Here is an 18,672-nt window from a genome sequence, read left to right as displayed (position 1 = left end):
GAGGCTCTATGTCCCTACCTACTGCGCTACTTGATCGTCTCCGCCGTGTACGCCTTTTGGCGCTGGATGTTGACGGTGTACTCACCGATGGTCGCCTCTATTTTCAGGCCGATGGAATCGAAATCAAGGCATTCCATACCCAGGATGGTCATGGGCTAAAACTGCTCAAACGCGTGGGCGTACATGTTGCACTGATTACCGGCCGCGACTCCCCCATGGTTAGCCAGCGCGCCGCGGCTCTGGGCATCGACCATGTCCACCAGGGCTGTGAAGATAAGCTGACCACCCTGCGTGGGCTCTGCCAGCGCCTCGATATCGAGCTGGAACAGGTGGCCTATTGCGGCGACGACCTACCCGATCTAGCGGCTATTAAGCGTTGCGGCGTCGGCATTACCGTACCTAACGCACCGGATTATATGCATACCCACGCCGACTGGATCACCGAGCGCCTGGGTGGTCACGGCGCAGTGCGCGAAATCTGCGATACCCTGCTGGAATCTCAAGGGCACTGGGGCGCGGTGCTCGACACCTATCTCCACGGCCGCAAGTAAATGGTTAAACGCTTTAAAGTGCGTGTCTGGTTAGCCGGGCTGGTCATCATGCTGGGGGCTCTACTGGTATGGCTTGACCCCCGCGGACCTCAAGACACCAGCATCGATCCTGAAGCGCAGGCTCAAGAGCCAGGCCACGTATTAGAAAATGCTGAAATCACTCTATTCGGTGAGAATGGCAACGTCTTGCAGTCGCTTAAAACACCGCGTCTTATCCACACGCCTCAGCAAAGCGAAACCTGGACAGAAGAGCCCGAAGCACTGCTTTACGACAGTGAGGATCGTCAGTGGCTAGCCAGCGCCGATGTAGGCCAGCTCAACTCCGCTACCCAGACGCTACTGCTGTCAGGCTCGGCGCGCTTGATAGCACCGGATGAAGGTTGGCAGCTAGATACCGAGCTATTGCATTATGATGGGGTAACTCAGCATGCCTGGAGTGAAACCCCGGTCATGCTGCAGCAACCGCCCCAGCAAATGAGCGCTTCACGTATGGACGTATGGCTTAACGATAGCCGGGTTCGCCTAACGGATAATGTACGCGGCATACACCCCCCGGCCAAGCAACCTAGAGAGGAGTCGCCATGAAAGCACTTGTTTACACCGCCCTTTTTGCCCTTGCAATGCCCCTATCGGCACTGGCCCAAACCGCACAACAGGCCCCTGTGGAAGTGGAAGCCGACCGTTTAGATCTCGACCAGCGGGCGGGCACCGCCGTTTATACCGGGGATGTGGAGATTCGCCAGGGCGAGATGCAGTTGCGAGGTGATCGGGTAGAGATAAAACGCAACGAGGCTGGCGAACTGTCGACGGCAACCGCCACCGGTGAGCGCGCCTACCTGCGTCATCAAGCACAAGGGCAGGATGGCCCTACCGAGGGCTGGGCGCGAAGGGTTATTTATCATGTCGCTGAGCGCCGCGTAGAGTTGATTGACCAAGCCGAACTGACCCAGCAAGAGGACAAGTTCAGCGGCGGGCGACTTGAATATTTTATTGACCGTGAAGTGATTCAAGCACGCTCTGACGTTGAAGGCAGCGAGCCCCAGCGCATACGTATGACCCTTCAGCCTGAACAATAGGGAGCCAAGCTGTGGCAACTGTTGACACTACGCCGAACCAAACTCTTACGCCGATCAAGACCCTTTATGCCCACCACCTGGCCAAAAGCTACAAACGCCGCCGGGTGGTCAAAGACATCAACTTGGAAATCTGCCAAGGCAGCGTTGTGGGCCTACTTGGCCCGAATGGTGCAGGCAAAACCACCTCGTTCTATATGATTGTCGGGCTGGTAAAATCCGATGCGGGCAAAGTGGGCATCGACGATGTGGACTTAACCCGCGCTCCCATGCACGAGCGTGCCGCTGCGGGCATCGGCTACCTTCCTCAAGAGGCGTCTATTTTCCGCAAACTTTCGGTTGCCGATAATATTATGGCAATACTCGAAACCCGCAAAGAGCTCAATCGCAACGACCGGGAACAGCGCTTGGAAGCGCTACTCGAAGACTTTCATATCACTCACATTCGCGACAATCTCGGCATGAGCCTTTCAGGCGGCGAGCGCAGGCGCGTGGAAATTGCTCGTTCATTAGCAACAGAGCCCGCTTTTATTTTACTTGATGAACCCTTTGCGGGCGTCGACCCCATTTCGGTAGGCGAGATTAAAACCATCATTCGTGCGCTGAAGCAGCGCCATATCGGTGTACTGATCACCGACCATAACGTGCGTGAAACCCTGGATATTTGCGATATCGCCTATATCGTCGGTGATGGGCAAATCATCGCCAGCGGCTCACCAGCCTCCATTCTTACTAACCAAAAAGTAAGGGATGTTTATTTGGGCGCAGATTTTCGCCTCTAAGATTATTTTCACTCCTAAACTTATTTTTCACCCACTAAATAGCGCCTTACAACAACTTTACTACCAATGGCATGCTTATTGCACTTGCACCCGGCACTCACTCGCACTAGTGTGGAGCATTCTGATTAACGAGTGGTTCTCAGATGGTCATGAAAGCTTCTCTCCAACTGCGTATCGGCACACAGCTGACCATGACGCCCCAGTTGCAACAAGCGATTGCGCTGTTGCAACTCTCGACGCTGGACCTTCGTCAAGAAATTCAGCAGGCCCTAGATGCCAATCCCATGCTGGAGCAGGAAGATGAATTTAGTGAGCAGGCTGTCAGCGAGCCTAAGGAAGAAGAGTGGTCAGAGAGCATCCCTACTGAGCTCTCGGTAGATAGCGACTGGTCAGATACCTATCAAGATATGGGTAGCCAGGGGGCTAGCAGCAGCGAAGGCCCCGATTTCGAGCGTCAGGCGGCCGGGCAGAGCCTACACGGACACCTGCTGTGGCAACTTGCCATGACCGATTTTAGCACCCGTGAACAGCTTGTCGCGGAAAGCTTAATCGACGCGCTAGATGCTAACGGCTACCTGACCCAGCCGCTTAATGATATCCGTGAAGGCCTGCGAGCCCAGGGTATTGACGGGCTTAGTCAGCGCGAAGTGGAAACCACGCTGCTCAAGCTACAACAGTTTGAACCGACCGGTATCTTTGCCCGCGATTTGCGTGAATGCCTGATGCTGCAGCTCGCCGCCCTTCCCGACGATACACCACTGCTGGTTCCCGCCCGCCGCCTGGTGCGGCAGTTTCTCGAAGCGCTTGGCAAGGATGATATGCGCCTGCTTAAGCGCCGCCTCGGGCTTGATGACGAACAGCTGGCCGATGTTATCCTTCTCATTCGCAGCCTTGATCCGCGCCCAGGTAGCGCCTACGGCGACACCGACGATAGCTATGTGACTCCCGACCTAATCGTCCGCCACGATAACGAAGGCTGGCATTTAGAGCTCAACCCGGAGGCCTTGCCACGACTGCGCATTCAGCCCGACTACGCCAGCTTGATTAAGCGTGCGGACAAAAGCGATGACAACCAATTTCTCAAAGAGCACCTTCAGGAAGCGCGCTGGCTAATTAAGAGTCTCTCTAGCCGTAACGACACCTTGTTGCGGGTGGGTCGAGAAATCATCACCCGCCAGATTGGCTTTTTAGAGCACGGCGAAGAAGCCATGAAGCCGCTGATACTCGCCGATATCGCTGAAGCCGTTGAGATGCACGAATCGACTATCTCACGGGTAACGACGCAGAAATATATTCATACCCCACGCGGCGTATTTGAGCTCAAGTACTTTTTCTCCAGTCAGGTGAGTAGCCAGGATGGCGACAGCCACTCCAGTACGGCCATCCGCGCGCGGCTCAAAAAACTGATTCAAGAGGAGCCCCCTGGCAAACCGCTTTCTGACAGCCGCTTAGTCACGCTATTAGGCGAGGGGGGCGTGCAGGTGGCGCGTCGCACGGTGGCTAAATATCGGGAAGCCATGGGCATCCCCTCCTCCAGCGAAAGGCGCCGTTTACGCTAGGCCCTGCTGCCGTTTAAGGGAAACTCTCGACAAGGGCTTTGCAACGCGGCAAAAAGGGTTACAATCGAAGTACAGTCCGATGGATAAGGAGTACGTCAATGCAAGTTAATATCACTGGTCATCACGTAGAACTGACTGACGCCTTGCGTGACTATGTCAACGAAAAACTTGAGCGTGTAGAGCGCCACTACGACAATATAACCACGGTGCAAGTCACCTTATCAGTGGAGAAAGAGCGCCAGCAGGCCGCCTGTACGCTACACGCCGCAGGTGCGGATTTACATGCAGAAGCCATGGACAGTGATATGTACGCCGCTATCGACGCCCTAGCGGACAAAATCGACCGTCAACTCGTTAAACACAAGGAAAAAGCACAAGCTCGCGCCCAAGGCGCAGGTGTGCGTTAATTCAATGACGTTGGAAACCATACTCCCCCCGGAACGCGTTCTGTTTGACGTACCCGGGGGCAGCAAAAAAAGGGTGCTGGAGTTTTACAGCACCTTTATCGCCCAAAATATTCCCAGCCTGGACAGCCAAGAAGTGTTTAGCCGTTTAATCGGCCGAGAACGCTTAGGCAGTACGGGTATTGGTAACGGTGTGGCTATTCCCCATGCGCGTAGCCCCCACTGCACCGCCCCTATCGCTGGTTTTTTAAAACTGTCAGAGGCGATTGATTTTGACGCTATCGACGGCGACCCGGTAGACCTGGTGTTTGTACTGCTGGTACCCGAAGAAGCGGATGACACGCACCTTTCATTGCTCGGCCAAGTCGCGACCATCATGAATGATGCGGATACACGCCAGCAACTGCGTAAAGCAGCCAGTCAGCGCGAACTGCTTGAGCTCATCACCGCCAAAATTCGTGAGCAATCAGCGGCCTAACCGGCCTTAAAACCTGTTTAAGCTTTTCAGGGCAGGTTCCTGTTTCGCTCACCACCTCAACGCAGCTTGACCAAGGCAAAGAGAGACTCTATGCAACTGGTGATCATTAGCGGCCGCTCCGGGTCAGGTAAATCTATCGCCCTACAGGCGCTGGAAGATCTTGGTTACTATGCGATTGACAATCTCCCCGCCATGCTGCTGGGTTCATTGGTGGACGAATTACGCGACCAGGGAGACCGCGCTCATTTGGCGGTCAGCATTGATGCCCGTAATTTGCCGGGCGCGCTGGAGCGCCTCCCCTCTTTGTTAGGTGAGCTGCGCCAGCGCAAGATCGACTTCCAAGTGATTTACCTGACCACCGATGCACGCATACTGCTTGAGCGCTATTCCGCTACTCGGCGACGCCATCCGCTGACCCGGGATAGCGACATGACCCTCGAAGAGGCGATCAATAAAGAAGAGGAAACGCTGGAGGAAATTCGCGACCTCGCCGACCTGTTGATCGATACATCCCGGCTATCGGTACACGATTTACGCCGTCGCATTACCGACCAGGTCGCGCATCAGCGGAGCGATAAGCTAACGCTGACGCTCGAGTCGTTTGGTTACAAACGCGGCGTGCCATTAGACGCTGATTTGGTTTTCGATGTACGCTGCCTGCCGAACCCTTATTGGGATCCAACGCTGCGCCAGTTCACAGGCCGCGACGCGGACATTGTGGCTTTTCTAAGCAGCTACCCAATCGTTGACGCCATGAGCGATGACATTCTGGGCTGGCTGGAGCGTTGGCTACCCGCTTACCAGAATAGCCAGCGTAGTTACATGACCATCGCGATTGGCTGCACTGGAGGCCAGCACCGTTCGGTCTATATGGTCGAGAAGTTAGCGGAAAAATTGGCGCCCTGCATGGGCGAAGTCCAACTTCGCCACCGCGAGCTGGGGTTACACTACACCTTGAGCAAACAGTCAGCCGCCGCCCTCGTCAGTTCTACTCCAACTAACCAGCGGCCAGAGACCTCTTAAACACGTCTATCCATTAATGACACCACTCGGCGAGAAGGAACCAGGGTGCCAGAACGAATACTCACACTCACCAATCAACGCGGGTTACACGCTCGCGCGGCGACAAAACTGGTCAAATGCGGCCAACAGTTCTCGGCTAAAATACGTGTTTACAAACAGCAACAGATGGCCGACGCTGCCAACATTATGTCGCTGCTGATGCTCGCGGCCCCTTGCGGCACCGAGCTCACGATCACCGCCGAAGGTGATGACGCCGAGCAGGCGCTTGAAGCTATTCAAGCCCTGTTCGACGCCCGCTTCGAGGAAGATCAGTAGCCGCTTGGCTATTCCGACTTAATCACCGGCTACCGTCATGGCATCAATCAACCAGCTACCCGTGTGAACACTGCCACGGGTATCAGTGTCATCGCCAATACCGACTAGGCCAGCAAACATCCGTTCCAGGTTGCCGGCAATGGTGAACTCTTCGACTGGGTACTGTACTTTACCGTTTTCGACCCAAAAACCCGCGGCACCGCGGGAGTAGTCGCCGGTCACGCTGTTAACGCCCTGCCCCATCAGTTCAGTCACCCAAATACCCCGGCCCATCTCCTGCAGCAGGCTATCGGGGGATTGTAGTGGCGCCACTAAACGTACGTTACGTGCCCCACCGGCATTGCCCGTGGTTTGCATATCGAGACGACGAGCGCTGTAAGAAGAGAGCATATAGCTGGCAATACTGCCCTGATCGATAAAGCGATTATTGCGGGTTTGCACCCCCTCGCCATCAAACGGCGAGCTGGCCGTAGCGCCAATCTCCATTGGCCGCTCTTCGAGACTAAACCAGTCGGGAAACAACGGCGTGCCGAGCCGGTCGCACAAAAACGAGGCCTGACGGTAGAGTGCGCCACCGGCTAAACCGCCGAGCAGGTGGCCGATTAAGCCACTGGCCAAGGTTGGGTCGAACAGCACCGGAAAGGTGCCCGTGGGCGGGCGTTTAGCGCCGAGCCTGCGCAGCGTGCGGACGGCGGCCTCACGGCCCACCTCGGCGGGATCACGCAGCGCCTTGGGGTCGCGGGCAGAGGTGTAGTCGTAGTCGCGCTGCATACCCGCCGCGTCTTGAGCAATCAGCATGCACGAAAGCGAATGGCTGCTGCCTTTTTGAGTACCTAAAAAGCCGTGGCTATTGGCGTAAACGCGTACCCCTTCGCCGCTGGAGAGTGACGCGCCATCCGACTGGGAGATGCCCTCAACGTCACGTCCCGCCTGCTCGCAGGCAAGCGCCAGCTCAATCGCCTCATCCGTTGTCAGCGCCCAGGGGTAGTGCACTTTTAGATCGGGCAGTTCAGTGGCCATCAGTGATGCATCGGCGAGCCCTGCGGCCGGGTCTTCGCCGGTATAGCGGGCAATTGCCAGCGCTTTCTCTACGGCTGCCTGAATCGAGGCGCTGCTGGCGTCGGTGGACGAAGCGCTGCCTTTACGCTGTCCTACGTAAAGTGTGACGGCAATGCCCTGATCACGAGATAACTCAACCGTTTCAACTTCGCCCAGGCGTACGCTGACGCCGATGCCTTGGTCTACACTTGCGCCCACCTCGGCAGCATCCGCGCCCAAGCGCTTGGCCAGCGCTAGCGCCTCTTCAGCGCGTGCGGTCAATAGCGACTGCTGCGCGGATGCATCAAATGCCTGTGCCATATGGCCTCCTTTTTCAACCGAATGTCTTTCAAGAGAATCTCTTCGGCGAATCAATGTTGTACTCGCAGCTGGTATAATGCCGCCACGAATCTTGTCTGTGAGTCACACTATGCGTAAGCAACGTCCCGATCCTGTTGAACTAGAAGAGCAGGAAGAACGCCCTAGCAAGTCGCAACTCAAACGCGAAATGCATGCCTTACAGGCACTTGGGGAAACCTTAATCGCCATGCGTCCGGCGGAACGCGCCCGCTTCCCCCTCTCTGACGATATGCTGCGCGCTATCGAAGAAACCTCGCGCATTCGCTCTCACGAAGGTCGCCGCCGCCATATGCAGTATGTCGGCAAGCTAATCCGTAAAGAGGATCTCACCGCCATTCAAGCCGTGTTCGATTCCATCGACCAGGAGCAGGAGCAGCGCGACCATGCGTTTCACCGCCTGGAAAAATGGCGGGAGCGCTTAATTGACGAGGGCGATCCTGCTGTCGACCTGTTTATGGCAGAGCACCCCGATGCCGACCGCCAGACCCTGCGTCAACTGATTCGCAACGCCCAGCGGGAACGCGAGCAGGGCAAACCGCCCACCAGCTCGCGCAAGCTATTCAAACACCTGCGCGAAACCCTAGCCCTTTAAAAACTTTTAAAAACAGCCTCTTTAAGACCGTTCTTCAAGACTGTGTCCCACCGACGGTCAGCTCATCCAATTTCAGGGTGGGCTGGCCGACACCCACGGGCACTCCCTGCCCCTCTTTACCACACACGCCGATGCCGGTATCCAGCGCCATATCGTGGCCAATCATGGAGACACGCTGCATCGCTTCCGGCCCGTTACCAATCAAGGTGGCCCCTTTCACCGGCGCTGTCACCTTACCGTCCTCAATCAGGTAGGCTTCGCTGGCGGAGAAGACAAATTTACCCGAGGTAATATCCACCTGACCGCCCCCAAAGCTCACCGCATAAATACCGCGCTTAACGCTTTTGATGATATCGCTGGGCTCTTCTTGGCCGGCGAGCATAACGGTATTCGTCATACGCGGCATGGGTAAATGGGCGAAGGATTCGCGCCGCGCGTTGCCGGTAGGCGCCATACCCATTAGGCGGGCATTGAGTTTGTCCTGCATATAACCGGTCAAAATGCCGTCTTCGATAAGCGGCGTATATTGCCCTGGGGTGCCCTCGTCATCCACGCTCATAGAGCCACGGCAATCCGCTATCGTCGCATCGTCGACAATGGTCACGCCTTTAGCGGCAACACGCTGGCCCATTTTGCCAGCAAAGGCGGAGCTGCCTTTGCGGTTAAAATCCCCTTCCAGACCGTGGCCGACGGCCTCATGGAGCAGAATCCCCGGCCACCCCGACGCCAGCACCACCGGCATTTGCCCCGCAGGCGCATCGATAGCTTCCAGGTTGACCAACGCCTGACGTACCGCTTCTTTGGCGTACTGCTCCGCGACTTGATCATCGCGCAGCTTAGCCATGGAGTAACGGCCACCACCGCCCGCACTACCGCGCTCACGGCGTCCATTCTTAACTGCAATAACGCTGACATTAAAACGTACCAGGGGGCGAATATCCGCCGCCAGAGTGCCGTCGCTGGCCCGCACCAGCACCACTTCGTAGGTGCCCGATAGGGAAGCACTCACTTGAATGATGCTAGGGTTCGCAGCACGCGCGACTTTGTCAGCCTGTTTTAACATGGCGACTTTATCTTCGGCGCTTAGCCCGGCCAAGGGATCAATGCCTGCGTAGCGCGACAGAGCGGAAACGGGCTGAACCAACTGCCCCGGCAGGCGTTGACCACTGCGCACAATACCTGCCGCCGTGCGGCCAGTATCCATTAGTGCATCGGCGGTAATCTGGTTGGAGTAGGCAAAGCCGGTTTTTTCGCCTGCCAGTGAGCGCACGCCGACACCACCGTCAATATTGTAGCTGGCCTCTTTCACCTCTCCATCTTCCAGTACCCAGCTTTCTTGCCAAGTACGCTGAAAATAGAGGTCTGCGTAGTCAATGCCCGCGCCCATGGCGTAGCCCAGCCCCGTTTCCAAGGCATCTAAATCGAGACCTCCTGGGGTCAACAGAATGGCGGTAGCCGTATCTACATCACTTTTATATGCGGTCATTGGGGGCCTTCTAAAGTAACCTGCGGCGAAGTCCAAGGGCCTCGCACGCGATAATGGAGTGTCGTGGCACGGTCTAGGGCGTCGCCAAACAGCTGGTCAGCAAGGAACAGTGCGCCACCCACTATGGGCGCGCCGACGGCAATTGCCGCGATCGGTAAACTTTGCGTCACTGGTAGTGTGACGCCAAGCCGCTGATCGAGTTCACGGGTCACCAGATCGACGCTGCCGGTAAGCGTTAGGGTGGTGGCCGGCGCATCAATTTGCAATGGCCCGCGTAGCGTCAGCAGCCCACCGGTAACATCGGCGGTGCCCTTGACACGGTCAAATGCCGTGCCCCGGCCGGTTACGTCGGAAAAATCCAGGCGCAGACGACGTAAAATATTATCGAAATTGAGCAAGCCGATTAATCGCGCAGGCGCCGACTCCAGAGTGACAAAACGGCCGTCGCGAATGTCGGTACTGATATAGCCATCTGAGCGGCTTAGCTCCAACTGCCAAGGCGCTCCCGGCCAATCTAGCGAAGCGGCCACATCGGTACTCCGGCTGCGCATGGCCACCGGCTGGTCAAGGCGCTCAAGGGCGGTGCCAATATCCCCCCCCTGAATCGTAATGTCTGCCCGGGTATGACTAGAAACGGCATCCCCCTCCCAGTGCAGCTCGCCACGCGCCGAGAGCTGCCCCAGGGTTAAGCCAACAGGGGTCAGCGAAAAGCGCTCGCCGTCGGTTTTCCAGTAGGCGGTCAAGGGGCCAAAGCGGCGCGGCCCCATGGCAATTTCGGCTAGGCGCAATCGACCATTGGGCACATCGGCTAGCCAATCAGGAATGGCTACAGGATCCTTACGCTGAGTTTCGACCGACTCCATCCATGAGTCTGGCACCGGTGCATCACTGTCATGCTCGACATTGGCTAACGCCAGCAAGCGATCAAGCGCCAGCGCTTCAATGGTCATATCCAAAGGCTGGGGGGAATCAGCATCGTACTGTAAATGCCCAGTGACCAGATTGCCGCTTAGGCCCAAATCGATCAGCCCCGCGCTCATGCCTCCCGAGGCATTAAGACTGCCTAAACACTCCTTTTGGTACACCACGCAGGGCGTGGTCAACGAAACCATTAGGGGCGTTTGAGTGCCTGCGCTAGACGCACCCGGCGCTCCTCCAGCCATTAGCGGTGCTATTGCCTGCTGCCATGCTAGTGGGTCAAGCCGTGGCACGGCAGCGTTGAGGTTGAACCCTGGTTGGGTGGGCCAGCCGGGTAGACGCATCGCCTGGCTGCCTAAATTCAGCTCTCCGGCAAACTCACCGTTACGCTGCTGAATTCGTGCTGCGGCGATATCAGCCAGCTTTGATTCCAGTCGTTTGGCATCTAAATCGGCGGTCAATGTCCAGGGCCAGGGCTGCTGTGGTGACTTGGTAAAAGGTTCGGGCAGGTGGCTGGTGACGCCGAGCAAGCGACTCTCAAGACGCAAAGAGGGGGTTGGGCTTATGGTGACACGGCCATGCCACTCTATCGGCCCTTCTAAGGGCAGGCGCCCTTGGCTGCTGTCTAACCCAGCAAGTCCGAAAAGCGCCGCGGTGGCGACACTTCCGTGCAGTTGTATGCCATCGCTTTGAGTATCAATATCAGCGTTGATAGCCCCACCAAGCAACTGACCACTCGCCTCGCCGACGAGCCCCGAACTCTCCCCATCTTGAAGCCAGGCGAGATCCCCCTCCACCGATTGAAGACGTAGATCGAGGGGTTGATAAACCACTTGCGAGAAGCGCGGTCGGGCATTGATCTCCAGCTGAAGCGCCTCGGGATTTTGTAACGGTAACGACAGCGCAATATCGCCGTTAACGTCTCCCGATACCCGCAAATCACTCAACTGGGACAGATCAATCTCGGGCATCGCCTGTAAAAACGACACCAGCGCTGGCCCATCTGCCTGTAACTGCCCCGAAAGGTTGAGCGTCTCATCTTCCATCACTAGCTCGCCCTCTGAAGCAGTGACGCCATGGCTCTGAGCGTTATCGATTTCAGCCTCTAACACTCTGTTTTCCCACTTAAGACGCCCCTCGACATCGTCAAGGCGCGGCCAGCCTGGGGCAATCGGCAAATGCCCTTGCGATACCGCCAGCGCAAGCGTCGCGGTAAAGTCTTTGGCAGTCGCTCCTTCGCCTAGCGGCTGGCTTAATTGCAGCGAGCCTTCGCTGACGTAGCCGCCAATATCATTCAGCAACCATTCGCGCAGCTCGTCGCCCATTACGCTGAGCGGCAGCCACTGGGCCAGTGGGCGTTCAAGGGCATCTACATCACTGAAGTTAAGGTCTAAACCAAAATGCCCGCGCTGATTACCCGTCACTAAACCAAAACCACCGGAAATCTGTGCACCGTCCCAATCAACGCTTAACCGCTTGCCGCTTACCATGGTGTTGGGGCCGTCGTATACCCACTCAACTTCCCCTTCAGCGCGCCGCAATTGCATGGGGGCGGCAAAAAACTCGGGAAAATAGAGGGTACTTTCGCCATTACTACTAAACAGCACGCGACCGCGAAAATCCCGCGCCTGCACCCAGGCATCCAGTGGGCCACCGCCCGGCGCCTGCTGCCAGGGTGAGACTTCCACGCCGGTTATCGCTGCGTCGACTCCCCAGTGGCCATCCTGCTGCCCCACGTGCAACCCTTCAACTTGGCCGCGGGGAGCGAGGGTTTGCAATACCCGGGTGACGGACTCGGGGAGCAGCACATAGTCACGCCAAGCGGTCAGCGAAGCGAGCTCAAAGGCACTAGTGCGTACTTCCCATTGCCCTGGTTGGTGGGTAGCGTGCCAGTGACGTGGCAACGCTGGCCCAACGCTGCCGCCGGGGGGCTGGGCCCACTCCACACTCTCCGCATCGCCGCTTAACCACGCTTCTCCCCCGTCGCCATCCCGTTGCCACAGGCCATTGGCCTCAATGTCCCTTAATACCGCGTACTGGACGTTATGACGCAGCGTCAATTGTGGAACGTCGACCGCAACCCGGGCCTCTTCGAGACGTCCGGCACTCCAGCGCCCCCACAGCCGTGCACTGCCACCGGCCTGCTCCAAATAGGCCGCGTGATCAGGCCGGAACATATCCGCCAGAACGACTAACTGATCAAGCTGAATATCCAGTTGTAGCGCAGCCGAAAAGTCGCTAAAGCCACGTTTTCCAGGCTGCATTTCAACTTTCATTTCCGCTGCGGGCAGATCCTCTTCACGCGCCTGCTGTAACGATTGGGCAATATTGATCGCGCCTGCCAGTCGCGTGCGCCGCTCATCGCCGGTCAGCAGCAGCGTTTGGGCATGCAGCAACACGGTATCCTGCTGGCCATGCAGCACCACGCGCGTGTCCTCCACCCACAGTCGTTGGCGCAAAATCAGCCCTGCCCAGTCATCGATGGTCGCCAGATCTACTTCAGGGTCAGGCGCCATCAATAGCGGCAACTCAGCGGGCTCTGGCCACTGCCAAGCCGCTCCAGTGCCTTGATAGAGATGAAACTCGGTACCGCTAATCCTGGCATCGCTAAAAATCGGTGCCATATTGGCAAGCGACGCCCAAGTATCCAAACGCAGCCCGGCATGCTCAAGGGAAAACAGCGCCTGCCCCTCTGGGGTTTCCGCGTTCACGCCGTCAAGACGCAATAGCAGGTCATTCCGAGCCAGAGAAAGCGAGAGGCGCTCAATAGTGACCGGCACGCCAATGCGCGCTTCAAGCAGCGCTTCGATACGGGGGGTTAGGGCATCGGATTGGCTAATCGCCAGACGCAGCAGTAACAGCAGCACGGCCGTACTGCCCAGTAGCCAGGCAGCGATCAGCAAACTCCAACGTACCAGCGAACGCGTTTGCATAGTTACATCAGCACAATATCGTACTGCTCTTGGGAGTAGTGCTGCTCAACCTGAAAACGAATGGTTTTATTGATAAACGTCTCCAGGTCGGCCACCGCGGCTGACTCTTCATCCAATAGACGATCAACGACCGGCTGCGATGCAAGCACCATGTAGGTTTCAGCGCTATAGGCGCGCTCTTCGCGCAGAATCTCACGAAAAATTTCGTAGCAGACGGTTTCTGGGGTTTTAAGCGTCCCTCGCCCACTACAAGTCGGGCAGGCTTCGCAGAGCGTTTGCTCCAGGCTTTCCCGGGTGCGTTTACGGGTAAGCTGAACAAGGCCAAGCTCGGTGACACCGGTACACTTGGTTTTGGCGTGATCGCGCTCTAGGGCTTTCTCGAGTACACGTAACACCTGCCGCTGATGCTCAACATCAACCATATCGATAAAGTCGATAATGATAATGCCACCCAGATTGCGCAGCCGAAGCTGGCGGGCAATCGCCGTGGCCGCCTCAAGGTTGGTTTTGAAAATGGTCTCTTCAAGGTTGCGATGGCCGACATATCCACCGGTATTGACATCGATGGTGGTCATTGCCTCGGTAGGATCAATCACCAGATAGCCACCTGATTTCAACTGCACCTTGCGCCCCAAGGCTTTCTGAATCTCGTCCTCGACGCTGTAGAGATCAAAGATGGGCCGCTCGCCAGGATAGTACTCAATCCGTTCAACCGCATCGGGCATAAATTCTTCTGCGAACTCTACCAGCTTGACGAAATTTTCCCGCGAATCGATGCGCACTTTTTCAATATCGTCACGCATCACGTCGCGCAGAGTGCGCATAAATAGCGGCAAATCATCATAAATCACGCTTTGTGGTGTCGCGGTAACCTTACGCTCGCTGACCTTGCGCCATAGCCGCAGCAGAAAATGCATATCGCTTGCCAGCTCTTCGTCGCCTACACCTTCTGCGGCAGTACGAACAATAAAGCCCCCCGTCACTTCCAGCGTCTGTTCCGCCACGCTGCTATCCAGCAGGGCTTTTAACCGCTCGCGTTCACGCTCATCCTCGATGCGCTGCGAAACGCCATGATGCGGCGAATCCGGCATATACACCAAATAGCGGGAAGGGATCGATAGATGCGTGGTTAAGCGCGCGCCCTTGCTACCAATGGGGTCTTTCGTGGCCTGCACCACCAGCGCCTGTCCTTCATGAAGCAACTGGCCGATGGTCTGCTGCTCATCGAGCGGTGTGCCGGGCGGCATCACTTCGTGGGCATGAATAAACGCCGCCCGCTCTAAGCCAATATCAACAAAGGCAGCCTGCATACCAGGCAGCACGCGAACCACTTTGCCTTTGTAGATATTGCCCACGATGCCACGCCGGCGGGAACGCTCAATCAGTGCCTCTTGCAAAACGCCATTTTCCACCAGCGCGACGCGGGTTTCCATTGGCGTTAAATTGATGAGAACTTCACCGCTCATGCAAAATTCCTTGTTGGTTGACGTATTCCTTGCCAGCGATACAGGCGTCGACACCCTCTATTCTAGGGCGTTAAACGCGCTGCCAGATAGGAATTCCCTGTCGGCATAGCAAGTGCGTCGTCTCGAACAGCGGTAGCCCTACCACTGCCGAGTGACTGCCTTGAATCTGTTTTACAAATATGGCGGCTAATCCCTGTATTGCGTAGCCGCCAGCTTTATCGGCGGGCTCGCCGGTGCGCCAGTAAATTGCGATTTCGTCTGCGCTTATCTCACGCATGGTCACCTGGGTGGACACGCAGCAGGAGAGCATCCCTTCTGGCCCACTCACCGCCACAGCGGTAAGCACCTCGTGGCATCGCCCTGAAAGCAGCCGCAACATCTCGGCACCCTCATCAAAATCTGCCGGTTTACCTAGAATACGCCCATCGACCACCACAGCGGTATCTGAACCTAGCGTAGGCAGATCGGTTAATGGGGCAGCCGCCTCGGCTTTGGCAACCGCTAAGCGCTGCACATAGGCTTGAGCCGACTCACCGACCAGCGGTGTTTCATCGATATCACAAGGGTGAACCGTAACCGGCACACCAATAGATGCGAGTAAGTCCCGCCGACGGGGAGACGCAGACGCCAAGCATAAAACAGGCGCGGTCATGAGGCGGCCAACCGGCGTTCTAAGGCTTGAAACATCGTCGCTAGCCACGGCCATAGCAACGCACTGATCAGCGCAGGTATTAAAAAGGCTAAATGAATCGAAAAGTCACCCACGATAGTGCGCAGCCACTGGGCGACTAATTGCATCAACCCCAGCAGCACCAGCACCAGTGCCGACTGTTGTACCAGCGAGTAGGCCCGAAAACGGGAATAGACCAGGGCACACAGAAATGCCAGAAGCGCGTAGATGAGCGCATGTTGCCCCAGCGCAGTGCCTTCAATCAAATCCATTAAAATACCCAGCACAAAGCCATGAAAAACACCGACCCTGTCGGGAGTCCGCATACACCAGTAGATGAGCATAAGCCCCAACCACTCGGGGCGGTATACCTGCCAACCATCGGCTAGCGGCATCACTTGCAAACATAACGCCAGAAGCAGGCTAAGCCAAACAACCACTAGCGGAACAATCGGTGCGCGCGGCATCAGGGCACCTCTTGGGGTGATGTATTTTGTTCGGGCAATGCCCTGCCTGGGTTTGCGGAGAGCTGAAGCGAAGAGTTTAAAGCCTCTGATGAGATATCCAGCGTCTCATCCCAGGCGTGTTCATCCACCTCTGCTCGCGGGGGCGGAAAAAGCAGTAAGAAGTGACGTGAACGCTGTAACTGTGCCATGGGCTCGGCCGTCACGCGCGCAAAAGGCTGACCGGGATCGTGATAGACCTCGGTCACACGTGCCACCGGGTAACCCGGAGGAAAGCGCCCGGCCAAGCCTGATGTGGTGAGTAAATCGCCCTCGCGAATATCCGCCGTATCCGGCACGTACATCACATTAACGCTGCTGTAACGCCCCGCCCCTTGGACGATAAAGCGCAGCCCATTGCGATTTAACTGAACCGGCAAAGCATGACTGGCATCGGCTAACAACAATACCCGGCTGGAGTAGGCAGAGACCGCGGTAATTTGCCCCACCAAACCCGAGGCATCAATCACCGGCTGACCCACATAGGCGCCATTGCGATGGCCACGGTTAACCACCATCTGATGGCTAAAGGGGTCATTATCCAGCGACAGCAGTTCAGCCGTGATATAGGGAATATCACGGCGCTTAGCCGCTTTCAGCAGTTCACGCAGCTCGCTGTTTTCCGCGGTCAGGTTGGCTAACCGTTGACCACGATGAGAAAGGGTAAGAATCTGCTCGCGCAGGCGGCGGTTTTCATCCACCAATGCCTGTTGATCGGAGAGCGCTAGCGATCCCCAATTCAACAGGTCGCTAGGCACACTAACAACCCATTGAATTGGGGCAACGACCATCGACATTTGCGCACGCACTTGCTCCATGCGCGTAAAATGCAGGTCGACAAACATCAATGCACTGGCAGCCAAGACGCAGAAAAACAGCCGGTAGCCCGGCAGTGGCCCGTGCGAAAACAGCGGTTTAATAGGCAATCCCCCCGCAATTAACCGCTGCGATTAGTCGCTCGACAGCAACTCAAAGGTGTGCTGATCAATCATCTCCAGCGCTTTACCACCGCCGCGTGCAACGCAGGTCAACGGGTCTTCGGCAACGATCACCGGCAGCCCTGTCTCTTCAGCGATCAGCTTGTCCAGGTCACGTAACAGTGCCCCACCGCCCGTCAATACCAAGCCGCGCTCGGCGATATCAGACGCCAATTCCGGCGGCGACTGCTCAAGGGCGCTTTTGATCGCGGCCACGATAGAACCCAGGGTTTCTTGCAGCGCTTCCAGGGTTTCGTGGGAGTTGAGCGTAAAACTGCGCGGAATGCCTTCGGCTAGATTGCGACCGCGCACGTCAATTTCGCGCAGTTCGCCACCGGGGTAGGCACAGCCGATCTCTTCTTTGATGCGCTCGGCAGTGGCTTCACCAATCAGACTGCCGTAGTGACGACGCACGTAAGCGGTGATCGCTTCATCAAAGCGGTCGCCGCCCACCCGAATAGACTCGGAGTAAACCACGCCATTGAGTGAGATAATCGCGATTTCAGTGGTACCACCGCCAATATCCACCACCATCGACCCCTGCGCTTCATCAACCGGAAGGCCTGCGCCAATCGCCGCCGCCATGGGTTCTTCAATCAAGAACACCTCGCGGGCACCGGCACCTTCTGCTGACTCACGAATCGCCCGACGCTCTACTTGCGTTGACATGCAAGGAACGCACACCAGCACACGCGGGCTGGGGGTTAAGAAGGTGCTTTGGTGGACTTTACGGATAAAGTGCTGAAGCATCTGTTCGGTGACGGTGAAGTCGGCAATAACGCCATCTTTCATCGGCCGAATCGCGGTAATATTACCCGGCGTGCGCCCCAGCATTCGCTTGGCATCGGTACCGACTGCCGCGACGCTGCGCATATTGCCAGATTGGCGGATAGCAACCACGGAAGGCTCATCGAGCACGATACCGCGACCGCGTACATAAATCAGTGTGTTGGCCGTACCCAAGTCGATCGATAGATCGCTGGAAAACAGCCCCCTCAAACGTTTAAACATGGATGTTGTTACCTAGTGCAGACCGGGAACCCTGTGCGGATGCAAACGGTATCACCGCAACCCCTTGGCAGCAAGCACGAGTCGCGCCTAACACTGCCCGTTGAGGTCAAGATGTGGTACCTTTTGCGGCTATTTTCCACGTCTGCGACACAAGACGTTTTTTTGATATCGGTATGTATACCGCTTAAAGCGGATTATGTTCCATCACGTTAACGAGGAAATCTCGATCATGGCGCTTGAAGAATCTCATGTGCGCCGGGCTGCTCACTTGGCCCGACTCGCCGTCAGCGATGACCAAGCCAGCGGCTTTGTAGACGACCTAAGCCGGATTCTGGACATGGTCGACCAGCTACAAAGCCTCGATACTGAAGGCGTTACGCCGCTCGCCCATCCGCTTGATGCGACCCAGCGACTGCGCGCCGATGAAGTAACGGAAACCAACCAGCGCGACACTTTTCAGCGCTGTGCTCCGGCAGTGGAAAATGGCCTGTATCTCGTGCCCCGCGTCGTTGAATAGACTCAGTGAATAAGCA

At 56.8% G+C, this 18,672-nt stretch carries 19 protein-coding genes; 11 read left to right on the top strand and 8 right to left on the bottom strand.

Annotated features, from left to right (window positions below):
* Nucleotides 1-8: 8 nt before the first annotated feature.
* The 9 genes from QT231_RS02100 to QT231_RS02060 all read left to right on the top strand — a co-directional run bounded on the left by QT231_RS02100 (nt 9) and on the right by QT231_RS02060 (nt 6,185).
* Nucleotides 9-551, top strand: coding sequence for an HAD hydrolase family protein (locus QT231_RS02100; RefSeq protein ID WP_308335282.1), 543 nt, complete (start codon nt 9-11; stop codon nt 549-551).
* Nucleotides 552-1,136, top strand: a complete 585-nt coding sequence (gene lptC, locus QT231_RS02095) for an LPS export ABC transporter periplasmic protein LptC (RefSeq protein WP_308335281.1) — start codon at nt 552-554, stop codon at nt 1,134-1,136.
* Nucleotides 1,133-1,627, top strand: a complete 495-nt coding sequence (gene lptA / locus QT231_RS02090) for a lipopolysaccharide transport periplasmic protein LptA (protein ID WP_308335280.1) — start codon at nt 1,133-1,135, stop codon at nt 1,625-1,627. Before lptC ends, lptA begins: the two co-directional genes overlap by 4 nt.
* Before the next feature lie 53 nt (nt 1,628-1,680).
* Nucleotides 1,681-2,406: an LPS export ABC transporter ATP-binding protein gene (gene lptB, locus QT231_RS02085; protein ID WP_308335472.1), complete on the top strand. Its 726-nt coding sequence runs from the start codon at nt 1,681-1,683 to the stop codon at nt 2,404-2,406.
* A 143-nt stretch (nt 2,407-2,549) separates the two neighbouring features.
* Nucleotides 2,550-3,965: an RNA polymerase factor sigma-54 gene (locus QT231_RS02080; RefSeq protein WP_308335279.1), complete on the top strand. Its 1,416-nt coding sequence runs from the start codon at nt 2,550-2,552 to the stop codon at nt 3,963-3,965.
* 98 nt (nt 3,966-4,063) lie between these two features.
* Entirely contained in the window at nt 4,064-4,372 is a 309-nt protein-coding gene (hpf, locus tag QT231_RS02075; RefSeq protein WP_088698565.1) for a ribosome hibernation-promoting factor, HPF/YfiA family, read from the top strand.
* Between the two features lie 4 nt (nt 4,373-4,376).
* Nucleotides 4,377-4,847 carry a PTS sugar transporter subunit IIA gene (locus QT231_RS02070; protein WP_035578346.1) on the top strand — a complete coding sequence of 157 codons (471 nt, stop codon included), beginning with the start codon at nt 4,377-4,379 and terminating at the stop codon, nt 4,845-4,847.
* Between the two features lie 90 nt (nt 4,848-4,937).
* Nucleotides 4,938-5,870 carry an RNase adapter RapZ gene (gene rapZ / locus QT231_RS02065; protein ID WP_308335278.1) on the top strand — a complete coding sequence of 311 codons (933 nt, stop codon included), beginning with the start codon at nt 4,938-4,940 and terminating at the stop codon, nt 5,868-5,870.
* 45 nt (nt 5,871-5,915) lie between these two features.
* On the top strand, nt 5,916-6,185 hold the full coding sequence (locus QT231_RS02060; RefSeq protein WP_308319851.1) for an HPr family phosphocarrier protein: 270 nt from the start codon (nt 5,916-5,918) through the stop codon (nt 6,183-6,185).
* An 18-nt stretch (nt 6,186-6,203) separates the two neighbouring features.
* On the opposite strand, the gene pmbA is transcribed toward QT231_RS02060, so the two are convergent.
* A complete protein-coding gene (gene pmbA, locus QT231_RS02055) occupies nt 6,204-7,544 on the bottom strand; it encodes a metalloprotease PmbA (protein WP_308335277.1) in 1,341 nt (446 codons plus the stop codon).
* Nucleotides 7,545-7,653: 109 nt separating this feature from the next.
* Here pmbA and yjgA point away from each other — a divergent pair, with 109 nt between their 5' ends.
* Entirely contained in the window at nt 7,654-8,175 is a 522-nt protein-coding gene (gene yjgA, locus QT231_RS02050) for a ribosome biogenesis factor YjgA (protein ID WP_308335276.1), read from the top strand.
* A gap of 34 nt (nt 8,176-8,209) precedes the next feature.
* On the opposite strand, the gene tldD is transcribed toward yjgA, so the two are convergent.
* The 7 genes from tldD to QT231_RS02015 all read right to left on the bottom strand — a co-directional run bounded on the left by tldD (nt 8,210) and on the right by QT231_RS02015 (nt 18,139).
* Nucleotides 8,210-9,661, bottom strand: a complete 1,452-nt coding sequence (gene tldD, locus QT231_RS02045; protein ID WP_308335275.1) for a metalloprotease TldD — start codon at nt 9,659-9,661, stop codon at nt 8,210-8,212.
* Nucleotides 9,658-13,512 (bottom strand): AsmA-like C-terminal region-containing protein, encoded by a 3,855-nt coding sequence (locus QT231_RS02040; RefSeq protein ID WP_308335274.1) that lies wholly within the window; start codon nt 13,510-13,512, stop codon nt 9,658-9,660. Before QT231_RS02040 ends, tldD begins: the two co-directional genes overlap by 4 nt.
* 2 nt (nt 13,513-13,514) lie before the next feature.
* Nucleotides 13,515-14,978 (bottom strand): ribonuclease G, encoded by a 1,464-nt coding sequence (rng, locus tag QT231_RS02035; RefSeq protein ID WP_308335273.1) that lies wholly within the window; start codon nt 14,976-14,978, stop codon nt 13,515-13,517.
* Nucleotides 14,979-15,048: 70 nt separating this feature from the next.
* Nucleotides 15,049-15,630, bottom strand: a complete 582-nt coding sequence (locus QT231_RS02030) for a nucleoside triphosphate pyrophosphatase (protein WP_308335272.1) — start codon at nt 15,628-15,630, stop codon at nt 15,049-15,051.
* Nucleotides 15,627-16,115 (bottom strand): rod shape-determining protein MreD, encoded by a 489-nt coding sequence (gene mreD, locus QT231_RS02025; protein ID WP_308335271.1) that lies wholly within the window; start codon nt 16,113-16,115, stop codon nt 15,627-15,629. The genes QT231_RS02030 and mreD overlap by 4 nt, the downstream gene beginning before the upstream one ends.
* Nucleotides 16,115-17,077 carry a rod shape-determining protein MreC gene (gene mreC / locus QT231_RS02020; protein ID WP_308335270.1) on the bottom strand — a complete coding sequence of 321 codons (963 nt, stop codon included), beginning with the start codon at nt 17,075-17,077 and terminating at the stop codon, nt 16,115-16,117. Before mreC ends, mreD begins: the two co-directional genes overlap by 1 nt.
* Before the next feature lie 24 nt (nt 17,078-17,101).
* Entirely contained in the window at nt 17,102-18,139 is a 1,038-nt protein-coding gene (locus QT231_RS02015; RefSeq protein ID WP_007114671.1) for a rod shape-determining protein, read from the bottom strand.
* Nucleotides 18,140-18,368: 229 nt separating this feature from the next.
* On the opposite strand from QT231_RS02015, the gene gatC reads away from it, so the two are divergent.
* Entirely contained in the window at nt 18,369-18,656 is a 288-nt protein-coding gene (gene gatC / locus QT231_RS02010) for an Asp-tRNA(Asn)/Glu-tRNA(Gln) amidotransferase subunit GatC (RefSeq protein ID WP_022523948.1), read from the top strand.
* Nucleotides 18,657-18,672 lie beyond the last annotated feature (16 nt).

This window comes from Halomonas sp. SpR1 (assembly GCF_031010175.1).
Taxonomy (GTDB): Bacteria; Pseudomonadota; Gammaproteobacteria; order Pseudomonadales; family Halomonadaceae; genus Vreelandella.
The sequence above is the reverse complement of the archived record's forward strand: the minus strand, read 5'-3'. Positions and strand labels throughout refer to the sequence as shown.

Bases quoted from the DNA above. Each gene is read 5' to 3' on its own strand.
- QT231_RS02080 (WP_308335279.1), top strand. From the start codon at position 2,550: ATGGTCATGAAAGCTTCTCTCCAACTGCGTATCGGCACACAGCTGACC.
- tldD (WP_308335275.1), bottom strand. From the start codon at position 9,661: ATGACCGCATATAAAAGTGATGTAGATACGGCTACCGCCATTCTGTTG.
- lptC (WP_308335281.1), top strand. From the start codon at position 552: ATGGTTAAACGCTTTAAAGTGCGTGTCTGGTTAGCCGGGCTGGTCATC.
- lptA (WP_308335280.1), top strand. From the start codon at position 1,133: ATGAAAGCACTTGTTTACACCGCCCTTTTTGCCCTTGCAATGCCCCTA.
- QT231_RS02070 (WP_035578346.1), top strand. From the start codon at position 4,377: ATGACGTTGGAAACCATACTCCCCCCGGAACGCGTTCTGTTTGACGTA.
- pmbA (WP_308335277.1), bottom strand. From the start codon at position 7,544: ATGGCACAGGCATTTGATGCATCCGCGCAGCAGTCGCTATTGACCGCA.
- mreD (WP_308335271.1), bottom strand. From the start codon at position 16,115: ATGCCGCGCGCACCGATTGTTCCGCTAGTGGTTGTTTGGCTTAGCCTG.
- gatC (WP_022523948.1), top strand. From the start codon at position 18,369: ATGGCGCTTGAAGAATCTCATGTGCGCCGGGCTGCTCACTTGGCCCGA.
- QT231_RS02100 (WP_308335282.1), top strand. From the start codon at position 9: ATGTCCCTACCTACTGCGCTACTTGATCGTCTCCGCCGTGTACGCCTT.
- rapZ (WP_308335278.1), top strand. From the start codon at position 4,938: ATGCAACTGGTGATCATTAGCGGCCGCTCCGGGTCAGGTAAATCTATC.
- QT231_RS02015 (WP_007114671.1), bottom strand. From the start codon at position 18,139: ATGTTTAAACGTTTGAGGGGGCTGTTTTCCAGCGATCTATCGATCGAC.
- QT231_RS02030 (WP_308335272.1), bottom strand. From the start codon at position 15,630: ATGACCGCGCCTGTTTTATGCTTGGCGTCTGCGTCTCCCCGTCGGCGG.
- QT231_RS02040 (WP_308335274.1), bottom strand. From the start codon at position 13,512: ATGCAAACGCGTTCGCTGGTACGTTGGAGTTTGCTGATCGCTGCCTGG.
- rng (WP_308335273.1), bottom strand. From the start codon at position 14,978: ATGAGCGGTGAAGTTCTCATCAATTTAACGCCAATGGAAACCCGCGTC.
- hpf (WP_088698565.1), top strand. From the start codon at position 4,064: ATGCAAGTTAATATCACTGGTCATCACGTAGAACTGACTGACGCCTTG.
- yjgA (WP_308335276.1), top strand. From the start codon at position 7,654: ATGCGTAAGCAACGTCCCGATCCTGTTGAACTAGAAGAGCAGGAAGAA.